A 23,320-nucleotide genomic window follows, 5' to 3' on the forward strand; every position below is an offset into this window, starting at 1 on the left:
TCTTGGCAACGGCGCGCGAGCCCCGCGCGCTCCGGACATGTGCAAGTGTCGCATCGCATGGACATTACGCAAGGGAAATCGGTCTGGCTGAAACGGGGGTATTTGCCCTACGCGGGGTAGCCGGTCTTGCCGCCGGCCCTGGCGCGCCCTACCCTGTGTCCGATGGACGAGAATGCTCCCGCACAGGGCAACGAGATGGATACGATAAGGGACGATCGGGACCTCGCCGGGCGCCTGCGCTCGGCATTGCGCCGCCTGCCCGGTCCCGTGTCGCTCATCACGACCTGCGATCCGCAGGGCGACCACCCGGCGGGAATGGTGGCGTCGGCGGTCATCCCCGCCAGCATGGAACCGCCATCGATGCTGGTGGCGATCAATCGGATGAGCACGACCCACGGCGCGGTGTCACGCGCCGGGCGGTTCTGCATCAACCTGCTCGGCACTTCGCAGACCGGCTTCGTCGGCCTGTTTTCGGACAGCACGCTGCGCGAGGAGCGTTTCCGCTCCGACGAATGGGGATTCGCCGAGGGGATGCCATATCTGACGTCCGCGTGCTCGAACCTTTTCTGCCGCGTTGACGAAACGCTGGTGTTCGGCACCCATGAAATGTTCGTCGGTACGGTCGAGCGCGTGATCGGTGGGGATACGCAAGAGCCCGCCGAGCCGCTGGGCTGGCTCGAGGGAGATTTCGCGAAGCTCGGCCGCCTTGATTAACGCAATCGGTCGTTAATGAAGCATCGACCGAATCGGTCTGGATCGCACCTAAAACCGCAAACTCGCAACCTCCGAAACGAACAAGGGCCCCTAACGGGGCCCTTGCAAATCGTATCATTTGAAGGGCTTATCCCTTACGGCGACCACCGAACAGGTAATCCCAGATATCGAAAATGGCGATAAGCATAGCAAATCCTCCTGTTGTGAGGATTTACCTTATGTTTACCATTTCGGTTTGTAAAGTGTTAACCTTTCGCAGCGTGTGCTCATCTATCCCATTCACCCTGCGATCTGCTGCGCTCCTAAAACCGATGGTTTCGCCACAACGCACCTTTGCGCAACCTCGTCCATACCCATTGGCCGAGCTAGCACGAAGCCCTGAACGCGGGGGGATCCCGCCTTCTCGAGCATGCGCAGGGTCGCCTGATCCTCCGCCCCCTCGGCGACCACGTCGATATTCAGTTCCTTGCCGAAAGCGCAAATCATGCGCACCATGGCCAATGCCTTCTTCGAAGTGCAGATGGCCTGCGTGAAGACCCGGTCGATCTTCACCTCGCTGAAGGGGTACTTCAGCAACGTCTCCATCGTCGCCGACTGAACTCCGAAATCGTCGATAGACCACCGCACGCCGAGCGAGGCGATCTCGTTCATGACGCTAAGAGCGACTCGCTCATCGATGATGCGCCAGCTTTCGGTAACTTCGAGAACGAGCAGAGATGGGGGGAAGCCGCTTTCGTCGAGAGTATCGCGTACGATCCTGACCAGGCGGTGGTCGTGCAAAAGCGTGGCCGACACATTCACCGACAGTTGGAGGCCGTCGACATTGGCCTCGCACATCTCGCGCATCGACTGGCGCAGGACGGTCTGGGTGATAGCCTCCATCCGGCCCGCCTTCTCGCACTGGCCGATGAATTCGCCCGGGGAGATCACCCCGCGTTCTTCGTCGATCCAGCGGACCAGCGCCTCCACGCCGTGCAGGCGATGATCGCTGCCGGCGAATTGCGGCTGATAGACGGGAAAGATACGTCCTTCCGCCAGTGCCTTGTCGACCTTGTGCTGAAGGGAGAGGCTCCAGATACGATTGGGCGAGGTATTCGCTTCGGCGAATACCACCGGCAGATCGGCCTGGTTCGTCGCATTGACCGCAGAGCGTGCCTGGGCGATCTTGGCGGATGGGTTCGCTTCGGAGGTCGCATCGATGCCGAAGGTGACACCGATGTCGATCGGTACGTTTTCCACCTTGATCGGTTCGGAAAACAGCGCACGAAGCCCAAGCAGATGGCTCTCGAGATCCTCCCGAAGCATCGCCGGTGAGATCCATGCGAAATGGCTGCCCGAAACATACACGGGCATCCGGGGATCGATCACGCGGAAGCGATCCGCCAGTCGCTTCGCGTATTCGGCCTGCTCCTTCGACCCCACTGCGGCGAGCACAGTGTCGAAGTTCTGCACCTTCGCCACGACGAGTGCGCTGTCGAGAGGCGCGTCGGCCAGTTCGTCTTCCAACGCCTCGAACGTCGGCAGATTGAAACGCGGATCGAATTTTCGCGCGCTCTGACGCTGGGCGTTGAGAAGGATCATTCCGCCTGCGACGAGCAGATACATGAGCGGGCCCCCCATGCGGATGAGGAGCCCGACTTGCGGACCGAGCAAGGGGAGCACAATCGTCGCTAAAACGCAGCCGAGAAAGACCCAGCGTGTTAGGCGAGGTTGCCCCCGCGATACAGCAAAGGCGATGACTACCCCCAGCAGGAGTACCAAATACCACGCAGTGACGAAGACCGGCGGACCGGCCAAAAGGGTTTCGGCTGCAAGGATCGTGATGAAACTAGCAGGAATATCGAGGTGCCCGGGCGTGCTTTCAGTCTCACCCATCGCTCCCAATACGACGACTTTTCCCCGCACACGTGCTGAGAGGGCGCTTTGAGACAGATCACTTAATTGCGAGGGGTCCAGGGCTTCGATGCTTGGAAGCCGATAGCGATAGTCGATGATGAACGAACCGGTCGACCGAGGCTTCACACCTGCGATTGAAGGAGCAGCCGCCCACTCCGGTTTGCCGTCGATACTCAATGACCGGGGGGCTTCCCAGCTATAACCCATGAAATCATGGTATCGCTCATTCAGAACGGCTCTTGCGGGACCCCGAATAGCGCGATCGGTCACGCGCTGGCGGGCGCGGCCTTCAAAATCATCATAACGGCGATCGATGAAAAATACACGGGATGCGTTCTGCCGTACAACTTCGGAAAGCTCTTTATCCAGACCACGAAAGGGTGAGGCTGGAACCGGTACGTCGACAAAGATTGCGCTAGGCCCGGCCGCGTCCAGCGTTCTCAGCGTATTTACAACTTCGCGGCGTGCGGCCTCGTTCTTCGGTTCCATCGGGTTTTCGGACAGTCCTACGAAGACAATCTTCCCCGAAGCGTCTCTGGGTGCGTGTAGATACTGGACGGCGTAAAGGAAGTTATCGACCGGCTTGAACAGGCTTAGCGCGCTCAACGCGGCCACGATCGCGGCTGCGATGAGCAACCGGAGCGCCGTCTTCCCTGGGGTAAGGGCTGGCTTGTTCTTGCGCGTCATTCGCATGGCCGATAGTTTCAGACCGAGCGATAGGACTGGAGGGTAAAAACGCGGTAAACGCGGCGGCAATACTTGATTCAGCGGCCGGGTCGGTGCGTTCGACCAGTTAAGGTCGTTGACCGACTATTCACCGAGAGCCGTTCCAGCATATTTCCGCCTCAAATGCTTTCTGCCCAAGAACTCCTTGCCGTATCGAAACCTTGAGCGGTCTCGCGGCCGCCTCCCACCAGGGATCGGCAAAACCGCGATGTAACCGGTTGCACCCGAAAAGCGCATGGAGCAGAACGCCAGGAGAAGGCCGTCGGCACAAGAACGCGCGATATCCCGGGAGAGACAGTCCACATGCCTATCAAGATGCCGCTCGCGCGCTTGCGTTTGCCGACCCGCTGGACGCACGCGGCGTTGGCCGGTGTCACCGCGCTCCTGCTCGCCCTTCCCTCGGCCGCGGTCGCGCAGGGCGATCCGGACCATACGGCCTGTTCGCCCGACGGGAAGCTGTGCTTCGCCCTCGCCATCGATGGTGGGATCGCGACCTATCGCGTCGACCGCGAAGGCGCGCCGGTGATCGTGCCGTCCAAGCTGGGTTTCCAACTGCACGGCGGGGGCAAATGGCAGAACGGCATGGAACTGGGTGAAGCCACGCGCGCCAGCCATGACGAGACCTGGGAACAGCCCTGGGGCGAGAACCGGCTGGTCCGCGATCGCTATAACGAAATGCGTGTGCCGATCGTCGAACAGGGGCGCGCCCAGCGGGTGATCGACCTGGTCGTGCGCGTGTTCGATGGCGGGGTCGGCTTCAGCTACGAATTTCCCGATCAGCCGCAATTAGCAGACGTAAGGATCGACGAGGAACTGACCGAGTTCAATCTCGCCCCGGGCGGGGATGCCGGGCCGGACGCGTGGTGGATACCGGGCGGCGAGTGGAACCGCTACGAGTACCTCTATCACCATACACCCGCCAACCAGGTGGGCATGGCCCATTCCCCGATCACCTTCCGCCGACAGGACGGTCTGCACATATCGATCCACGAGGCGGCGCTGGCGGACTATTCGGCGTTCTGGCTGCAACGGATCGACGGGCTCCGTTTCCGCACGTTTCTGGCACCGTCCTCGCAAGGGTCTAAGGTCCACCGCGCGGCCCCCTTCACGACGCCTTGGCGCACCATCACGATCGCGACCGATGCCCCTGGCCTCTACGCCGCGTCCGACATTCTCCTGAATTTGAACGAGCCCAATCGCCTGGGGGATGTTCGGTGGGCGAAGCCGCAGAAATATGTCGGCATCTGGTGGGCGATGCATCTCGACAAGTGGAGCTGGAACGACGGGCCGAAGCACGGTGCCACGACGCAGCACACGCTCGACTACATCGATTTCGCGGCGGCGCACGGCTTCGATTCCGTGCTGGTCGAGGGTTGGAACAAGGGCTGGTGGAGCGAGAGCGGACGCAATTTCCAGTTCGCCGAAGCATACCCGGATTTCGACATGGATCGCGTCACCGCCTACGCGAAAAAACGTGGGGTGGAGATCATGGGCCACCACGAGACCGCCGGAAATGCCGGTCTGTACGAACGCCAGCTGGACGAGGCGCTCGATTATTACGAGCGCCACGGCATCCATTCGGTCAAGACCGGTTATGTGGCCGATGCGGGCGGCATCCTGCGCGAGGATCCCGACGGGACCGAGCAGTGGGAATATCATGACGGCCAGTTCATGGCACGCCATCACGTGCTGGTCGCGGAAGCGGCAGCGCGGCGCCACATCGCGGTCGACGCGCATGAGCCGATCAAGGACACCGGGCTGCGCCGCACCTATCCTAACATGATGACGCGCGAGGGCGCGCGCGGCTTCGAATACATGGCGTGGGGCGAACCGCCCAACCCGCCGTCGCACGAGCCGACACTGCTGTTCACCCGGATGCTTTCGGGTCCTTTCGACCTGACGCCCGGCATCGTCAGCCTGGAAGGCCGCGACGGACGGCCCATCCCCAACACGCTCGCGCGGCAACTGGCGGATTACGTCGTGATCTACTCCCCGCTGCAGATGGCGGCGGACCTGCCGGAGAACTATCTGAAGCGGCCCGATGCGCTGGCCTTCATCAAGCAGGTGCCGGTCGACTGGGAGCAGACGCGCGTATTGAAGGGGCGGATCGGCGAATATGCCGTGGTCGCTCGCCAGCGGCGCGGCGGTGCGGATTGGTGGGTCGGCGGCGTGACCGACGGCCAAGCGCGTACGGTCTCGCTCGATCTGCCCTTCCTTCCCGTCGGGCGAAGCTACATCGCAGAGATCTGGCGCGACGGCCCGGGCGGCGGCATCGACGGTGACCGCTTCGCAATGGTGCGCGAAACGCGCCGAATTAATGGTGGAGACAGCCTACCCGTCGAGATGATGGCCGGCGGCGGCTTCGCTCTGTCGCTGCGACCCGCAAACTAGCGCAAGCGCCCGAAACTAGTGGTGCGTGCCAGCCGCGGCGTGTGCATCGCGGCGGCCCTTGTCTCGCGCGGTTTCGGAATCGAGCGGCGCATCGACCGCCGGGCCGTCGCTGTCGTGATACTGCGCCCGCAGCGCCACCAGCGTGTCCTTGAGCTCCGCGATCTTCGCCCGATAGGCCGGATCGTCGATCCGGTTGTGCATCTCGTCCGGGTCGGTGGCGAGATCGTAGAACTCCCATTCGTCGATATCGCCGTAGAAACGGATCAGCTTGTAGCGCTTCGATTTCACGCCGTAATGGGCCCGCACCGAGTGGAAGCCGGGATATTCGTAGTAATGGTAGTAGATGTCCTCGCGCCAGTCGGCCGGGGGCTTTCCATCGACCACATCACGCAGGCTCCGCCCCTGAATCGCCTCGCGTTCGGGCAGACCTGCATAGTCGAGGAAAGTCGGAGCGTAGTCGATGTTCTGCACCGGCACGCTCACGCGCGAGCCCGCCGCGATATGGCCGGGATACTGCATCAGCAGCGGTGTGCGCAGCGATTCCTCGTACATGAACCGCTTGTCGAACCAGCCATGCTCGCCAAGGTAGAAACCCTGGTCGGAGGTGTAGATGACGATCGTGTTGTCCGCGAGGCCGGAACTCTCCAGCCAGTCGAGCAGCCGCCCGACACTGTCGTCGACGGCCGCGACCGTACCCAGATATTCGCTCATGTAGCGCTGGTATTTCCACAGCGCCATTTCGCGCTCGTCCAGATCGGCGGCGTTCATGGCGTCGTTGCTCGGCTGCAGCGCGCCGAAATAGGCCTCGCGCTGCTCCGGCGTCATGCGCGCGAAATCGTCCTTCCACGGGTTGTAGCGCAATTCGCGGCTACCGACCTCGGTGGTCATCTTGAGATCGTGACCTTCGTACATGTCGCGGTAGATGTTCATTTCCTGCGCCGCGGCGGCAGGGCGACCGTCGTAATGGTCGAAATAATTGGTCGGGACCGGAAATTCGGTGCCCAGATAATCCTGCAAGTGGCGTATCGCGGGCATGAAATTGCGATGCGGTGCCTTGTGATGCACCAGCAGGGCGAAGGGCTTGTCCGGATCGCGGTCGCGTTTCAGCCAGTCGAGGCTGTAGTCGGTGACGATATCGGTGGCGTAGCCTTCGACGACACTACGCCCCTCCGGCGTGATGATGTCGGGATTGTAGTACTTGCCCTGATCGTCCAGCACTTTCCAGGTGCCGATCCCCGCCCCTACCGGCGAATAGTTCAGGTGCCATTTGCCGAACAGCGCGGTGTCGTAGCCCGACTGGCCCAGCGCGCGAACCCAGTTCCACATGCCATTGTCGAACTTCTGCCCGTTCTGGGTAAAGCCGTGCATGTGGCTGAACAGGCCGGTGAGCATGGTCGCCCGGCTCGGCCCGCACAGCGAGTTCACCACATAGCTGTTCTCGAACAGTGCGCCGTTATGGGCGATCCGGTCGATATTGGGCGTCGGAGCGAGCTTGGAGATATCGGAGCCATAGGCCGATATCGCCGCCTGCGCGTGATCGTCCGACATGATGAAGATGATGTTGGGACGCTGCGCCGTGGCCGGCCGTTCGATCGCGCTCGCCTCGGCGGCGGGCGAACGCGGTGCGTAGCCATCCGCGTTGCCGGGCGCCACGCTCGCGCAAGCTGCCAGTGTGAACGAGCATCCCGCGACCAGGGTCAGACGCAGCTGCATCGCCCGCTACTCCGTCACGGTGAATTCGACCGGCGTAGCGGCATCGGCACCCGAACGCGGCGCGATCCACAGCCGGAACTGGCCCGGCTCCCACCCATAGCTCATGTCCTGCCGGGTGAAGGCGAGGTCGGAGGGCCTGATCGTGAACTCGACCGTGCGGCTCTCGCCCGCTTGCAGCATGATCTTTTCGAAGCCCTTCAGCATCTGCACCGGCCGGGTGACCGAACCCACCAGATCGCGGACATAGAGCTGCACGACCTCCTCGCCCGCGCGATCACCGGTATTCGTGATCGTCGCGCTGGCGGTGATGGAGCCGTTTCCGCTCATCGTCGGCGCGCTCAGGGTGACGGGCGAGTAGCTGAAATCGGTGTAGCTGAGCCCGTAGCCGAAGCGATACAGGGGCGTGTTGGGCGTATCGAGATAGCGCGACACGTATTTCGCCCCCGGCGCGCCCAGCTCGATCGGACGACCGGTGTTCTTCGCATCGTAGTAAATCGGCACCTGCCCGACCGTGCGGGGGAAGGTGACGGGCAGCTTGCCCGACGGATTGTAGTCGCCGAACAGAACGTCTGCGACCGCCTTGCCGCCCATCGTCCCGGGATACCAGGCATGCAGGATGGCCGCGACGTGCTCGTCGGCCCAGCCGATCGAATTGGGTCGGCCGCTCATCATCACCAGCACCACCGGCTTGCCGGTCGCCACTAGCTGCTCCAGCAGGGCTTCCTGATTGCCGGGTAGGTCGAGCGAGGTGCGGCTCGCGGCCTCGCCCGTCATGTCCCATTTTTCCCCCATGACCGCGACGATCACGTCGGAACGCTTTGCCAGCGCCAGAGCCTGGGAAAAGCCGTCGGTCGATCCGGCGGCATCGAATTCGTAACTCGCGCCCTTGGCGTAATCGATCGAGACGCCCTCGGGCGCACGTTCACGCAGGCCCTCCAGCACCGTTACCGGGCGCGTTCCGCGATCGCCCGCGGCCGCCCAGCTGCCGATCATGTCCGGCTTGCTGTCCGCCAGCGGCCCGATCAGGGCGATCCGCCCAGCCGAAGCGGCGAGCGGGAGGGCGTTATCCTCGTTCTTCAACAGGACCATGGACTTGCGGGCGACATCGCGCGCCGCTTCGAGGAAATCGGGACGGTATAGCGTGGCCTTCTGCCGCGCCTCGTCGGCATAGCGGTAGGGGTCCTCGAACAGGCCGAGCCGGTACTTCGCCTCCAGGATGCGGCGCACCGCACGGTCGACGGTCGCGATGTCCACGCGCCCGTCTTCCACGGATTTCGCCACGTTTTCCATGAAAACCGCGCCTTGCATGTCCATGTCGACACCAGCGTTCAGAGACTGCTCCCCGGCCTGCGCCAGATCCTTCGAATAGCCATGCGGCACCATCTCGTTGATCGAGGTGTAATCGGTGACGACGAAGCCGTCGAAACCCCACTCGTCGCGCAGCACGTCGGTCAACAGGTACTCGCTGGCCGATGCCGGAACCCCGTCGATCTCGTTGAAGGAGGTCATGACACTGGCGACCCCGGCGTCCACCGCCGCCTTGAACGGAGGCAGATACACGTCGCGCAGCGTGCGACGGGAAATGTCGACCGTGTTGTAGTCGCGCCCGGCCTCGGCAGCGCCATAGGCGGCGAAATGCTTCACCGTTGCCAGCACCGTATCGGTCGCCCGCAGGTCGTCGCCCTGATAGCCGTGGACGCGGGCGCGGGCCACCTGGCTGCCGAGATAGACGTCTTCTCCCGCCCCTTCGGAAATGCGGCCCCACCGCGCATCGCGCGCGATGTCCACCATGGGAGAGAACGTCCACTGGATGCCCTCCGCGGCAGCTTCGGCTGCGGACACATGGGCAGAGCGCTCGATCGCTTCCATGTCCCAGCTGGCCGCCTCGCCCAGCGAAATCGGGAAGATCGTGCGGTGGCCGTGGATGACATCGTACCCGAACAGCAGCGGAATGCCGAGCCGTGTCTCCTCGACCGCTAGCCGCTGCAATTCGCGGGTGTAGCCGGCGGTATAGGCGTTGAACATCGCCCCCACCCGGCCGGCGCGAATATCCGTGCGATAGGTATCGCGCAGGGTCGGCCCGGTGGATTCCCAGTCGCTTGTCAGCAAGGTCAGCTGACCGACCTTCTCCGCCAGAGTCATGCGCGCCATCAGGTCATCAATGAACCGGTCCATCTCCGGATCGGATTTCGCCCAGGCGGGCTGCGCCTGCGTCACCGGCACGGTGGTGGACGCCGCGTTCGTCGACTGGCCGGCGGCGCTGCCGACCCGCTCCGCCGGCACGGTCGCGCAGGCACCGAGAACGACCGGGCTGACCGCCACCAAAGCGGCGAGACTGATATGACGCATAACTCTCCTACTCCCCCAGAATCGGCCTGGCGCGGTTCGGCCCGCGCGGATTCGCTGATTTCGATGTCCTCTATACAGGCCAGTTGAAACCGGTTACAAGCCCGCCGATAACGATTTGATTCGAGGTAGCCGGCGCTGAAGCCGGTACCTTCGCACAGGGGAGGAAGTACATGAGGGGTTTCAACCTTTCCGCCGGCTCGTTCGGGACCGGCAGCCGTTCGGCACGTCGACTGGCCGCGGCTCTCGCGCTCGGCGTCGCAGGCAGCGCAATCGCCGTGGCGACCGCCGTTCCCGCCCACGCCCAGGAATCCAGCGCCTCCTTACGCGGCAACGTCCAGGGCGCGAGCGAAATCACCGCGGTCGAGGTCAATACCGGGTTCCGTCGCACCGTTCCCGTTTCCGCAGACGGTACCTATAACTTCGCGCAGCTGCGCCCCGGAACCTACCGGCTGGAAATCACCACGCCGAACGGCGTGCGCCAGACGGACGAGTTCACCCTGCTGATCGCGCAGGACGCGGTCCTCGATTTCGACGACATCGCGCTGGCTCCGACGACCCCCGCGCCCGGCGATACGACCTCACCCAGTGAAACGACCGGCGCGGAGATCATCGTCACAGCGGGTCGCATCAAGACCAATGAAGGCGGCGAAGTCGGCGTGAACATCACGCAGCGCGAGATCGAGCAGCTGCCGCAGAACAACCGCAACTTCCTAGCTTTCGCGGACCTTGCGCCGGGTGTGCAGTTCGTCAATCCCGACGGCCAGTCGCGTATCCAAGGCGGCGCGCAGAACAGCCGTACCGTCAACGTCTTCATCGATGGCGTGGGTCAGAAAGACTACGTGCTGAAGAACGGCATTACGGGCCAGGATTCCTCCGAAGGCAATCCGTTTCCGCAGCTGGCGGTGGGCGAATACCGGGTCATCAGCTCCAACTACAAGGCGGAATTCGACCAGGTCAGCTCCGTCGCCATCACGGCGGGCACGAAATCCGGCACCAACGAATTCCATGGCGAAGCGTTCATCGATTATACCGATCAGAGCCTGCGCCAGATGACACCGCTGGAGAAGTTTAGCATTCCGCGTCGTGAAAAGGTCGAAACCAGCGACATGCAGTTCGGCGGGGCGCTTGGCGGTCCGATCATTCCGGACGTCATGCACTTTTTCGTTACCTACGAAGGCAAGCGGCGTGAAAATCCGATCCAGATCACGCCAGGGTTCGGCCTGCCCGTGACCTTCTTCCCGGATGAATATCAGGACGTATTCGGCTCGACCAATTCGACCTTCAACGAGAACCTCTATTTCGGTAAAATCTCGCTCTTGCCTGCATCCGGGCATCTGATTGAGGTATCGGGCAAGTACCGTGATGAAAGCGGCGATTTTCTCGGGAACGGCAGCAATGCGCGCTCGACCCTGAGCTTTCAGGACGTCAAGGAGTTCCGCGGTCTGCTGCGCTACGAGTACAGCGCCGATAATTTCATCAACGAGTTCAAGGCGACCTATGAGGACGTGAAGTGGGCTCCAACCCCGGCCGAGTTCGGCAATTCACTTCAGTTCAATTATGCTGCGCCGGACGTGACCGATCCCACAATGGCAGTCCGTTCGGACAATATCCTGCGCGTCGGAGGCGGGTCGAACTACCAGGACAAGGGTCAGAAGGGCGTCGGCCTGCAGGATGATTTCACTTGGATCGGCTTCGAGAACCATACGATCAAGGCCGGTATAAAGGCCAAATGGGTCGACCTGAACTCCCTTCAGCTCAGCAACTTCAATCCGCGTTACGAGTTCAACTCTGTCTTCAATCCAGCGACCGGTGCCTACATTACCGACGGTAGCTTCTTCAACGATCAGATACCCTACCGCGTCCAGTTCGGTTTCCAGAACGGTCCCGGCTCTTCGGTGGTTGAATCGAGCAACTTCCAGCTCGGCCTTTATATTCAGGACGATTGGGACGTTACCGACCGGCTTACGCTGAATCTGGGTATCCGCTGGGACTACGAGGAAACCCCGGCCTATCTCGACTACGTCACCCCTGCGGACGCGCGGGCGGCGGTGTCCCCGGAGAATTATCCCAATCTGGTGAACGCGGACTACGACATCAACGATTTCATCACCGATGGAACCCAGCGCAAGCCTTTCAAAGGGGCTTTCCAGCCTCGCATCGGCTTCTCCTACGCTCTGGACGCCGATCGGCGTTATGTGGTCTTCGGAGGCTACGGTCGGTCCTACGATCGCAACCAGTTCGACTTCCTGCAGCAGGAGATCAGCGTCGGGGCGTTCACCACACGGACGTTCAATTTCATCACGGGTGACCAGTTCAACACCTGCTCCCCCGGTGCGACCTGCCTGCCGTTCGATCCGATCTATCTTACGCCGGAAGGGCGGGAACAGCTGGTGGAGCAAGCCGGGTTCGGCGGTGGGCGTGAATTGCGCTTCATCAACAACGATCTGAAGGTTCCCTACTCCGACCAGTTCAGCCTGGGTCTGCGTAGTCAGCTCGCATCCATGTTCGAAGCCGAAGTCGGCTATACCCATATCGAGAGCAAGGATGGCTTCGCCTATTTGCTGGGCAACAGGCGTCCCGACGGTAGCTTCTTCCCGCCTGCTCCCGGGGTCCCGGACTCACCTTTTGGCTTCGCACCTCCGGGCTTCGGTTCGATCATCATCGGTACGAACGGGCTGGAGACACGCTCCGACAGCGGATATCTGAAGCTCGTCAAGCGCTACACGCAGTTCTCGCCCTGGAACCTGACGGCGACCTATACCTATACCGATGCTTCGGAAAACCGTGCTTTCAACGAGACGTTCGCGCTCGATTTCCCCTCGACAGCGGACTATCCGTTCGTGACCTCCAGAGGGGTGCGCAAGCATCGCCTGGTAATTGCCGGTGCAGTGGATCTTCCCATCGCGGTGACGCTGTCGGGCAAGTTCCAGATCGCATCGCCGCCCTATATCCAGAGCTTCGTGAGCACCGGGGGTGCGAACCCCACGCGCGACGTCATTTCCAACGAGGCGGCGTCCAACGGTGATCGTTGGGGCTTCCGGCAGCTCGACCTTGCGATCACGAAGTATATCCCGCTCGGCTTCCTGACCGACCGCACCCGGATCAAGCTTCGCGCGGATATCATCAATGCTTTGAACGATCGTAACTATTCGAATTACGTGACTAATCCGACGGCTACCAACTACCTTTCGCGCACGGGCTTGGGCACGGATGGCCCTCCCCGCACGCTGAAGGTTTCAGCCGGGTTCGAATTCTAGCTCCTCCTTGCGCCGCCGTCCTCTTCTTGGGGGCGGCGGCGAATTTCTTTTGCGGAGCACGCATGCGCCGGAATTGCTTTCTACCCGTTCTCGCTCTTCTCGCTTCCGGTTGCTTGGGCGTATCCCCTCCCCGCCACGTGCCACCGCCGCCGGCGCCCGCAGCGGTCGAGGCCTTTTCCGAGGATCTCACCCAGCGGACTTTCCGCTATTTCTGGGAAACCACCGACACCCGGATGTGCCTTGCGCCCGATCGCTGGCCCAGTCTTACCTTTTCCTCGATCGCGGCGACCGGCTTCGCGCTGACCGCCTACGGCATTGGGGCGGAGCGCGGTTACGTCACCCGGGAGGAAGCGGCGAAGCGCACCCGCGACTGCCTGAAATTCTACTGGGACGCGCCGCAGGGTGCGGCGGCCAAGGACATCACCGGGTACAAGGGCTTCTTCTACCACTTCCTGAAATACGACGACGGGACGCGGCACGCGACCACGGAGCTTTCCACGGTCGATACCACCCTGTTTCTGGGCGGTGCGCTGTTCGCGCAGAGCTATTACGATCGTGACGATCCGGTCGAGGCGGAAATCCGCGATCTCGCGGAGCGCATCTACCGCCGGGTCGAATGGGACTGGGCCCTGCGCGGCAGCACCGGAACGAAAGCGCGCAATTATCCCGCATCGCAGGGCATCACCATGGGCTGGAAGCCCGAGGATGGCTGGCAGCCCGCCGACTGGGTCGGGTACAACGAGGGCATGCTCGTCTATATCCTGGCGCTCGGCTCCCCCACCCACCCGGTCGGCAAGGCCGCCTGGGACAAGGGATGGGCCGCCCGGCTGGATGAAGATTGGGGCAGCTTCTACGGCTACGAACACCTCCAGTTCGAGCCGCTTTTCGGCCATCAATACAGCCATGTCTGGGTCGATTTCCGCGGCATCCAGGATGAATTCATGCGCGGTAAGGGCATCGATTATTTCGAGAACAGCCGTCGCGCCACGCTGAGCCAGCGCGCCTATGGGATCGACAATCCCAACGACTGGAAGGAATATAGCGGCGACCTGTGGGGCTGGACCGCTTCGGACGGCCCGAAATATTCGCGCGACGAGTATGCCGTGAACGGCAAGCTGCGAACCTTCTTCACCTATACCGCGCGCGGTGTCAGTTCGGTCCGGGTTGTCGACGACGGCACGATCGTCCCCACGGCGGCTGGGGGCTCCATCCCCTTCGCACCCGAAGTCACGATCCCCGCCCTGATGGCGATGCGCGATCGATATGGCGAACGCGTGTACGACAAGTATGGCTTCAAGGACGCGTTCAATCCCAGCTTCACCTTCACGCAAGCGGATTCGCGCACCGGCCCGGTCGACCCCAAGCTCGGCTGGGTTGCGGCCGACCATCTCGGCATCGACCAGGGCCCGATCCTGGCGATGATGGAGAACCATCGCAGCGGGCTTGTCTGGCGCACCATGCGCAAAAACCCCCACATCCGGCGTGGGTTGGAGCGGATCGGCTTTACCGGCGGGTGGCTCGACCAACCGCAGCAATAGTGCGCGCCCTCTTACCTCGCGGGTAGGCGAAGCTGCACTTTGACGGGGTAGTGATCGGAAGGGAGCCGCCCGCCCCACTGCTGGGTCATCACGGAATAGCCGTCCACCGCAATGCCGGGCGAGACAAAGATGTGGTCGATAGGGGCACCGCTATCGCTTTCGATATCGAAGCCGTTGAAGGTTCCTCCGGGTCCGTAGGGCGGCGTGGCGCTGGCGGTGCGACTGTCGAGCAGCCCGTCGCTCCCTGCGCCAGTAAGGATGGAATAGGGCGTGCTGCCGGGCGGTGCATTGAAATCGCCCATGATCACCGTCGGCGTGTCGCTGTCCGCCCCCTCCCCCTCACGCGCCCAGCGCAGGATCAACGCCGCACCCCGCGCGCGCGCGGTCTCGCCAGTATTGTCGAGGTGGGTGTTGAGGACGCGCAGAACACGTCCGTTCCGCCGATCGCGCAGCAGTGCCCAGGTCGCGATGCGGGGGTAGGCCGCGTCCCAGCCGAGACCGGGCACAGCAGGCGTATCGGAAAGCCAGAACGTACCCCAATCGACCAGCACAAAGCGATCCTCGCGCCAGCCGATTGGCGAGAATTCGCCGCCCTCGCCCCCGTCGTCGCGCCCGACCCCCACCAGCCGGTATCCGGACAAACCTGCCCTAAGGTCGTTCATCTGGCCAAGCAGGACCTCCTGCATTCCGATGACGTCCGGCGCCTCGTGACCGATGAGCGCGATCGCCATATCGCGCCTGTTCGGCCAGGCATTGGCCCCGTCCGACGCCAGATCGAGCCGGATATTGTATGTCATCGCCGTGAGCGGCTCGCCGCGCGATGCATCGCCCTGCGATACGCCCGTCAAATGGGCGCAAGCGGAGAGTGCCAGCGCGAACAGACAAGCGATCAGTAACCTCATACTACATTCTCCCGGTCGAGCACCGCGCTTTGCTTTCCACCAAACGGCACCGACTGTTCCAGCTTTATCCCTTGGCGCTTCCGCTCAGTTCGCCGGCCAGGCGCATCGAATAGGACAGCATTCTCCGGCCATACCAAGGCCGCTCTCGCCATGGCCGGTCTCATGCACCGGGCAGCGTGGCAGTCGCCTTGCTGCCCAGCGAACCTCTCTCGGCTTCACCGGTGGACCCGCGCGTCACGATCTCTGGCACCAGGACACGGCCATCCTCACTGCCCAGCGCCTCCCCTCCCATCATACGGAGCAGGAGCATCGCGGCCGTCGATCCCAGCCGGGCGATGTCGGAATGCATCGTGGTCAGCCCCGGCGCCATGTGGCGCGACATCGGAATGTCGTCGAAACCGGCCACCAGCACGTCCTCTCCCACAGCGATGCCGCTTTCGCGCAAAGCCGAAATCGCGCCCACCGCCATCACGTCGTTGGCAGCGAAGATCGCATCGACCGGCGCCCCGTCCGCCAGCAGCATGCGCACCGCGTCCTCTCCCGACTGTTCCCTGAAATCGCCCGGCAGGACCAGCGGCTGGCGTTCATGCAGATGCTGCTTCATCGCATCGAGGAAGCCACGCTGGCGCTGGAACGCGTCGCGATTGTGCCGGGGGCCGGATATGTGGACGATCCGCTTGCATCCCAGGCCGATCAGATACTCGGTCATCTTGCGAGCGCCGTGGTAGTTGTCCACGGTGACGAAGGGTTGCGTGTGCGCACCCGGTTCCACGTTCAGCAATACCGTGGGCACGAAGCCCAGCGCCTCGGTCGTCAGCGGCTCCGACACGCCGTTCGGCGGCATCAGGAGTATCCCGTCGACCCGGCCGCGCATCGAGCGGATCGCATTGGCGGTCTCGTGCAGGCTGCCGTGCATGTTGCCGAGCAGCATCTGCTTCCCGGCCCCATGCGTGATGCGGTCGATCCCGCGAATGATCTCGGAGAAGAATTCACCGAACAGATCGGGCAGGATGACCCCGATCGTATGTGTCCTCTGATTGGTCAGGCTCCGCGCCCCGCTATGGGGTACGAATTTGAGCTCCCTCGCGGATGCCTCGATCTTTTCCCGCGTCTTCGCCCGGACATTGTCCTGGCCGTTCAGCGCGCGCGAGACGCTGGCGATAGAAACACCGGCATGCTTCGCTACGTCACGGATTGTTACCATCGATCCCGCCCTTCCTCACGCGGTATGTAACCGCCTCCACCAAACCGGGCAATCACCCCGCATCGAGCATCAGCGCCTGTCCTTCGCGATCAAAGATTACGATGTCACCCAGTGCCGCCGCGCGCGAGACCGGGTCGCCTTGCGCGACCCGCTGCGCCATATGAAGCGCGCGCCGATCCGCAAGGGAAAGCCGATGTTCTCGCGCACGTTCATCTGGGGATAAAGAGCGTAGGACTGGAACACCATCGCCACCCCGCGCTTTGCCGGGTCCAGGGTATCGATCCGCCGTTTTCCCAGTGTGATCGTCCCGCCGTCGAGCGGGTCCAGCCCGGCGATCAACCGCAGCAAAGTGGACTTGCCACAGCCGGAAGGCCCGACGACCGCGAGAAATTCGCCAGCCTCGGCACACAGCTTCAGCCCGTCGAATAGGTGGATAGCGCCGAAACGCTTGCGAACATCATCGAGAACCAACTGGGGCATCGATCAGCGCCTGCCGATGGTCGTCAAACAAGCTCTCGGGACCGGAAGCGAGCGATCGTCCATCCCCGCGGCTGTGCACCGGCACCGCACCGCGTGGCAACACACCATTGGGGTCGCGCCATTCGGTAGGGGGCAGTTCCAGAAGCTGCTGGACCAAACCATGCAATGCTTGCGAAGCGCCGCGCGCTCATGAGGATACGCCGAGATTGACGCCGTTCCGACGGGCGTGTCTTACTGAGCGCCAGTTTCGTTCTTTGCATTGGCCGACGATCGCCGAGGTCGCAGGGGCTGGCGATAATTGGGACCGGCAGGAAATGAGAAAACCCGATGCCGAAATCGACCGGATGGAGCTGTTCGAGGCGGTGTGGTCGGCTCCGCTGAGCGAGATCGCGAACGCCTACCACCTTTCCCCCGGCGGGTTGGCGAAGCTGTGCGATCGGCTGGGAATACCGCGGCCGAAGCGAAATTACTGGCGGATGACGCCCGGCGAGCGGCTCGAAGCCCGCCCCGAGTTCGACGCCATCGCACCCGCTTCCCAAGCCGCCCCGCGCAAGAAAAGCGCACGCCGTTCGCGATTGCCGCTGGCGGATCGTCGTGCGCAATTGCTCGACATCGCCGCCCGGATCGTGGCGGAAGAGGGCGTGGACGAGGTCAGCCTCAATCGCGTCGCGCGCGAGGCGGGGATATCCGAAGCGCAGGCCCATAACTGCTTCGCCCGGCGGATCGATCTTCTCGCGGAACTCGCCCGGCGGGAAGTCGATGAATTCGAGCGGTCGCGCAAGGGGATCGTCCTGCGGGGTCGCGACCGCCTCGCCCAGGTCGTGCTGTCGACGGTGAACTACCTTGACGAAGCGGGCCGCCGCGGCGCGCTGTTGCAGGCGATCCTGCTCGAAACGGAAGTGCGCGAAGTGCTTCGCAGCGAACGCGATGCGACCCGCGCGCTCGTGTCGGATGCGATCGTCGAGGCGACTTCCAACACCTATCGGATGAGCAAGGAAGAGGCCTTCGCCAGCAACTGGCTGATCACCGCGATTGCCCTGCGCGCCGGACGCCTCGTATCCAACGGCAGCCTCTCGACGGCGGCGGGGGTCCGCCTGTGCCTGCCGATGGTGATGGGCTGCATGCGCAGCAACGCACAAGCCGCCGACTGACACCTATTGGTGCTGAGGACGCAGTTCCTCCAGCGAGGCGACGGTAAGCCTGCGGCAAAGGGCAAGCGCCATCTCGAGGGAGATTTCCCCGTTACGGACCAGGCGCGCTCCTTCTTCCGGGATCGCCAGAAGGATCTGCACCACGCCCAGGGCATCATGCGGGCCGTATTCGAGCTCGCGCTGGATGAGGGTCGCAAGCTGTCGGATGATCCGCTTCGTCATGCGCTTCATCCGGCCATCCAAGTGACGCGCAAGCCACTTCTCGCGGAAGCACAATTCGATCGCGGAACCATGTTCCAGCACATGGCGCAGGTAGATTGTCGCACATTCGGTAGCGGCGTCGATAAGCGCCGCCTCCCGCACGGCACGCTCGATCCCTGCCTTGGAAAGCAAGTCCGCATGGCGATCGAGGACCGCAACGATGAGCGCGTTCAGGTCCGGAAAATAGGAATAGACCAGTGACCGGCTGGTCCCCAGATCGGTCGCGATGTCGCCGGGAGAGATGCGGGCCGAGCGCTTGAGGTTGATCTGTCGATCGGCCTCTATCACCATCGACGCGGATCGATCCTCCGCGCGCATCCGGCCGGTGGCCTTTTCCCTCCGCTTCGTCACCGTCATCCGGCGATCATAATGACGCGGATCGATCCTGGGAAGGTCCGGCCCCCTTCCCCATCGCCGGCGCTCATCCCGCTACGCTCAGCGCGTTGCGGGATCGAGGCCGAGATTCTCCTTCTCCCGCGCCCGCTTCTCCGCGGCAAGGGCGCGCAGCCGATCGACATTGGACCGGTGCCGCACCTGGTCGATATCGTAGAACAACAGGATCAGCACGCCCACCAGCCAGAGGGCCAGTACGGTGGGCACGTAATGCGCGATCAACGACAGTTCCGCGGCACGCGAGATCTGCGAAGGTTCGGCCTTCTCCGGGAATCCGGACGCGCTCAACACCAGGCCCGCTACGAACACGCCCAGCGCGGCCGAGCACTGCTGCATGAAGCTGGAGGCGGAGAAGAACACACCCGAAGCGTGCCGTCCGGTGCGCACGGCGTAGTCGTCCACCACGTCGGCCAGCATCGAGCTCGTATTGATGAGCGAAATCGCGATCATTCCGCCGCCGAAAGTGCCGACCAGCAACAGCGCGGGTACGAGGAATGGGTCGCCCGGGCGGAGGAACAGGTCGAAATAGGTGAGAACCAATGGCGAGAGGGTGATCACGATTCCCCCGAACGCCATGAGCATCGCCGTGCGCTTTTTCCCCAACCGACGCGAGAATTTGGGTGCCAGCGGCGCCGCGAGCGTCGCCGCCGTCACCGCCTCCAGCGCTAGGACGGCAATCTGCTTCGCGCTCAGGTCGAACACATAGGTATTGAAATAGAGCGCGGTCGCCGTGGCCAGCCCGATCGCGGTGAATTTCAGCACGCCGAACCCGAAGATGGCCAGGAACCCGCGATGCCGGAACGCGACGAAGGTTTCGCGAACATGGAACATCCATCCCCCGCCGGGCCTGCCGTTATCCTCCGCTTGCTGCATGCGGGGAACCTGACCGAGCGTACCGAAGCCGCAGACGAAGATGGCGACGGCCATGACCACCGCCCCGGCAATCGCGAATTTGACGTAACCGTCGGGATTCAGCTGGCCCACCGGATGTTCAGGCGTGGCGACGAAGAACAAGGTGAGGCTTAGCGCGACGAAGATGAAGGTGCCGACGTACCCGAACCAGAAACGCAATGAAAACAGTCGGGTGCGTCCACCGTAATCCGTCGTCAGTTCGGGCACCATGGCGGTGGAAGGCACGTCGTAAGCGCTCACCGCCACGCGGGTGATCGACGCGACCGCGAAGATCCACAGGCCCGTCTGCAACGGCGACAGCCCCTCCGGCGGCAACCAGATCAGCAGAAAGAACACGGCGGTCGGGATCGCCGAACCGAGAATGAAGGGGTGGCGCCGTCCGATCCGGCTGCGCGTTACATCCGACCATCGACCGATCAACGGGTCGACCAGCGCATCCACGAACAGGGTGGCGGCGATGGCGGTGGAAACGATGGTCGCGGGAATACCTACGACCTGGTTGTAGTACAGCAGGAGATACGCGAAAGCCGCATTTTTCACCGCTGTCGATACGGAGCCGAAACCATAGGAAAACTGTGCGAGCAGAGGGATGGGCGCATCGCGAGGATCGGTGCCCGCCCCTGCCTTCTGCGTTCGCCGGTCGTCGTCGACGCCGGAACCGGACGCCTCGCGAAATCGCGCCATGGCTTCATCCTCTCTCTTGCGCGCGGAGCTGTTTGTACTCCGTCACATCCCTGACCTCGGTCATTTATGGAGCGGGTGTCAAGTCAATTCACGCGGACCTAATCCTCGCGAAGTGCGTGTCGGGCAAAACGACCGCGGGTGGAGCGCTGCCGCAGATTCGAAGACGATCGGGGCTTTCCAGAAGACGGAGGAGGATCGGCATTTCTTTTTTCGCAGCTACCGGCTGCCGAAACGAGCCATGGCGCGACAACTTCCCAGCAGTTTCTTACCCGGGGATCTGACGCAAACTCCATAACCAGCCCCACTCTCAACCACCCAAGTCGACAGCAAGGTAGCTGTGCGCTCAAACTTGTTGACAGGCGCTCTATATGAGGCGCAGTCTGCGCACGAGGCACCAAAGGTGTCCGTGATTGGGAGAATGTTATGACGAAGGCTGCCTACGGGCAAACCACGGCGCTTGCGGTTGTTCTGGCTGCTTGCCTGTGCCCCACTACCCCCCTCGCCGCGGCTGAGACTGCAGACGCGGCGCAGGCCCGTACCGCCGGCCCTGACAACGGCACGATCATCGTCACCGCGCGCAAGCGGGAAGAGGATGTTCAGGACGTCTCCGAATCGATCACGGTCGTAAGTGGTGATGCTCTCGAAGAATTGCAGATCGTCGAATCGAGCGATCTCACGCGTGTTTCGCCTGCCCTGACCTTCCGCCCGAACCCGAATACGACGTCCTCGGGTTTCGCCGTTCGCGGCGTTGGCACCTCCACCTTCTCCACGACCGTGGAACAGAGCGTGTCTACCGTGGTCGACGGTGTCGTGCTGGGCCAGCCGCAATCGGCCGCGTCGCTGGTCGACATTCAGCGGGTCGAAGTGCTGGAGGGACCGCAGGGGCTGCTGTTCGGCAAGAACGCCTCCGCCGGCCTCGTCAACATCGTCACGAACTCCCCCCGCCTCGGTCAACTGACGGCCGACCTGTCGGCCACGATCGGAACCGACGGCGAATTTCGTGACAACGGCATGATCAACATCCCGATCGGCAACACGCTGGCGGTGAGGATGGTGGGTTTCAGGAACCGCACCAATGGCTACGTTCGCAATCTCTTCCTGAACGAGGATTACAATGGCGAGAAGAATTACGGCTTCCGCGGAAAGATCCTGTTCGAACCGTCCGATGCGGTGCGGGTTCTCGTCACCGGCGACTACGCGAAGGACACCGCGGTCTGCTGCGTCCTGACCGCGACGAAGCTGGGGCAGAACGCCAACCTCGCCAATTACTTCAACCGTTACGGCATCGTGCCCGGACAGGATAATCTCTCCACCGTGCTGGGTAGCCCGGTCGGCACCTTTCCAGGCGCGCCGCTGCGCCGCTACAAGGGCGTGACCGGGCAGATCGACATCGATCTCGGCGGCCCGTCGCTGACCTCCATCACCGGCCTGCGCAACAACCATTACATTCTCGATTTCGACGGCGACCAGACCCCGCTCGACCGCTTCGACTACAATGGCGGCGATTATCGCTACAAGCAGTTCAGCCAGGAATTGCGGCTCGCCTCCGCTCCCGGCGGCACCATCGAATGGGTGGCGGGCCTGTATTATTTCCGCGGCGACAACGATGTGTTCTACCGCGCGGGCGGACGTCTGCTCGGCCCCGCCCCGCGCCCCCTGGTCGTGGCGGTGATCGAAACCGACTTCACCACGCAGAGCTACGCCGGATTCTCATCGGTCACGTGGAACGCGACCGATGCCCTTCGGCTGCGTGCGGGCGGACGTTTTACCCGCGACGAACTGCGCGCCCGCAGGATCGCCTACGACCTGCCGGGTGCCCTCCCCGGTTCCTCCGCCATCATCGGCAGCCCCGTGGGCGACACCACCGAAACGGGCGGCACGAGCAACTTCTCGTGGAAGCTGACCGGCGAATACGACCTCGCGCCCGACGTGATGGTCTATGCGAACGTCGCCCGCGGATACAAAGGGCCGGGCCTCGCATCTAGCGGCATCATCCAGCCCGATGTCAGCCCGCTGATCCGGCCCGAGAAGGTCATGGCCTACGATATCGGGATCAAGTCGCGCTTCCTTGACGGGCTCGCCACCTTCAACGCGGCGCTGTTCTACGAACGCTTCACGGATTTCCAGACGCAGATCTACGATACCAGCACCAATCCACCGGGCTTCCGCACCACCAATGCGGGCGGACTGACCAGCAAGGGGGTGCAGGCGCAATTGTCGATCAGGCCGATCAAGGGGCTGAGCCTGTCGGCCGCCGGTGCCTATGTCGATGCGCGCTATCGCGATCTCGACGGGCTTTCCTGCCCCTACGCCTTCACCGTTCCGACGCCCAGCAATGGCTGCCGCCTCGTCGACGGGCGTCCGATCATCAGCGCGGACGGCAATCGCCTGGCGAACGCGCCCGAGTTCAAGTTCAACCTGCTGGCAAGCTACGAACGGCAACTGAGCGACGATGTCGGTCTGTTGTTCGACACCGACTATTCGTGGCGCAGCGAAGAGCAGTTCTCGGCCAATGGCGATCCCCTGACGATCCAGCCGGCTTACGGAATCTGGAATGCCTCCGCCGGACTGTCTTTCGGGGGCGGGCTGTTCGAGCTGCGGGCCTACGTTCGCAATATCACTAACCAGAAATTCGCCACCCTGATCACCCCCAACGCCGCGGATACGATGGGCGGCTATTCGCAGTTCACCTCGCGCTATCGCGAGCGGCAGGGCGGGCTAATGCTGCGGGTCCGGCTCGGTCAGTAAG

The 23,320-nt window shown here is 62.9% G+C and carries 14 protein-coding genes; 6 read left to right on the forward strand and 8 right to left on the reverse strand.

Going from position 1 to position 23,320, the window contains the following annotated elements; translation table 11 throughout:
* The first annotated feature begins 195 nt into the window (after positions 1–195).
* Positions 196–714 carry a flavin reductase family protein gene (locus MKP08_RS00075; RefSeq protein WP_256969979.1) on the forward strand — a complete coding sequence of 173 codons (519 nt, stop codon included), beginning with the start codon at positions 196–198 and terminating at the stop codon, positions 712–714.
* A 279-nt stretch (positions 715–993) separates the two neighbouring features.
* On the opposite strand, the gene MKP08_RS00080 is transcribed toward MKP08_RS00075, so the two are convergent.
* Positions 994–3,297 carry an EAL domain-containing protein gene (locus MKP08_RS00080; RefSeq protein ID WP_241554370.1) on the reverse strand — a complete coding sequence of 768 codons (2,304 nt, stop codon included), beginning with the start codon at positions 3,295–3,297 and terminating at the stop codon, positions 994–996.
* A 342-nt stretch (positions 3,298–3,639) separates the two neighbouring features.
* Between MKP08_RS00080 and MKP08_RS00085 the strand changes: the two genes are divergently transcribed.
* The gene (locus MKP08_RS00085) at positions 3,640–5,727 is read left to right on the forward strand and encodes a glycoside hydrolase family 97 protein (protein WP_241554371.1); all 2,088 of its coding nucleotides are present in this window, start codon (positions 3,640–3,642) and stop codon (positions 5,725–5,727) included.
* Between the two features lie 15 nt (positions 5,728–5,742).
* On the opposite strand, the gene MKP08_RS00090 is transcribed toward MKP08_RS00085, so the two are convergent.
* Positions 5,743–7,440, reverse strand: coding sequence for a sulfatase (locus MKP08_RS00090; RefSeq protein ID WP_241554372.1), 1,698 nt, complete (start codon positions 7,438–7,440; stop codon positions 5,743–5,745).
* Positions 7,441–7,446: 6 nt separating this feature from the next.
* The gene (gene bglX / locus MKP08_RS00095; protein ID WP_241554373.1) at positions 7,447–9,789 is read right to left on the reverse strand and encodes a beta-glucosidase BglX; all 2,343 of its coding nucleotides are present in this window, start codon (positions 9,787–9,789) and stop codon (positions 7,447–7,449) included.
* Positions 9,790–9,959: 170 nt separating this feature from the next.
* Here bglX and MKP08_RS00100 point away from each other — a divergent pair, with 170 nt between their 5' ends.
* Together MKP08_RS00100 and MKP08_RS14360 are read left to right on the forward strand one after the other, a co-directional pair.
* Entirely contained in the window at positions 9,960–13,046 is a 3,087-nt protein-coding gene (locus MKP08_RS00100) for a TonB-dependent receptor (protein ID WP_241554374.1), read from the forward strand.
* A gap of 137 nt (positions 13,047–13,183) precedes the next feature.
* Entirely contained in the window at positions 13,184–14,584 is a 1,401-nt protein-coding gene (locus MKP08_RS14360; RefSeq protein ID WP_241554375.1) for a glucoamylase family protein, read from the forward strand.
* An 11-nt stretch (positions 14,585–14,595) separates the two neighbouring features.
* Here MKP08_RS14360 and MKP08_RS00110 read toward each other — a convergent pair whose 3' ends face one another.
* The 3 genes from MKP08_RS00110 to MKP08_RS00120 all read right to left on the reverse strand — a co-directional run bounded on the left by MKP08_RS00110 (position 14,596) and on the right by MKP08_RS00120 (position 17,170).
* Positions 14,596–15,486, reverse strand: a complete 891-nt coding sequence (locus MKP08_RS00110) for an endonuclease/exonuclease/phosphatase family protein (RefSeq protein ID WP_241554376.1) — start codon at positions 15,484–15,486, stop codon at positions 14,596–14,598.
* A gap of 160 nt (positions 15,487–15,646) precedes the next feature.
* Positions 15,647–16,690 (reverse strand): LacI family DNA-binding transcriptional regulator, encoded by a 1,044-nt coding sequence (locus MKP08_RS00115; RefSeq protein ID WP_241554377.1) that lies wholly within the window; start codon positions 16,688–16,690, stop codon positions 15,647–15,649.
* 96 nt (positions 16,691–16,786) lie between these two features.
* Positions 16,787–17,170, reverse strand: a complete 384-nt coding sequence (locus tag MKP08_RS00120) for an ATP-binding cassette domain-containing protein (protein ID WP_241554378.1) — start codon at positions 17,168–17,170, stop codon at positions 16,787–16,789.
* A gap of 314 nt (positions 17,171–17,484) precedes the next feature.
* Between MKP08_RS00120 and MKP08_RS00125 the strand changes: the two genes are divergently transcribed.
* The gene (locus tag MKP08_RS00125; protein WP_241554379.1) at positions 17,485–18,321 is read left to right on the forward strand and encodes a TetR/AcrR family transcriptional regulator; all 837 of its coding nucleotides are present in this window, start codon (positions 17,485–17,487) and stop codon (positions 18,319–18,321) included.
* A gap of 3 nt (positions 18,322–18,324) precedes the next feature.
* On the opposite strand, the gene MKP08_RS00130 is transcribed toward MKP08_RS00125, so the two are convergent.
* Positions 18,325–18,939 (reverse strand): TetR/AcrR family transcriptional regulator, encoded by a 615-nt coding sequence (locus tag MKP08_RS00130; protein WP_241554380.1) that lies wholly within the window; start codon positions 18,937–18,939, stop codon positions 18,325–18,327.
* A 78-nt stretch (positions 18,940–19,017) separates the two neighbouring features.
* Positions 19,018–20,571, reverse strand: coding sequence for an MFS transporter (locus tag MKP08_RS00135; protein WP_241554381.1), 1,554 nt, complete (start codon positions 20,569–20,571; stop codon positions 19,018–19,020).
* 423 nt (positions 20,572–20,994) lie between these two features.
* Between MKP08_RS00135 and MKP08_RS00140 the strand changes: the two genes are divergently transcribed.
* Positions 20,995–23,319 (forward strand): TonB-dependent receptor, encoded by a 2,325-nt coding sequence (locus MKP08_RS00140; protein WP_241554382.1) that lies wholly within the window; start codon positions 20,995–20,997, stop codon positions 23,317–23,319.
* The last annotated feature ends 1 nt before the right edge of the window (position 23,320 follow it).

The sequence above is a fragment of the Erythrobacter sp. LQ02-29 genome, assembly GCF_022576075.2.
Lineage (GTDB): Bacteria > Pseudomonadota > Alphaproteobacteria > Sphingomonadales > Sphingomonadaceae > Alteriqipengyuania.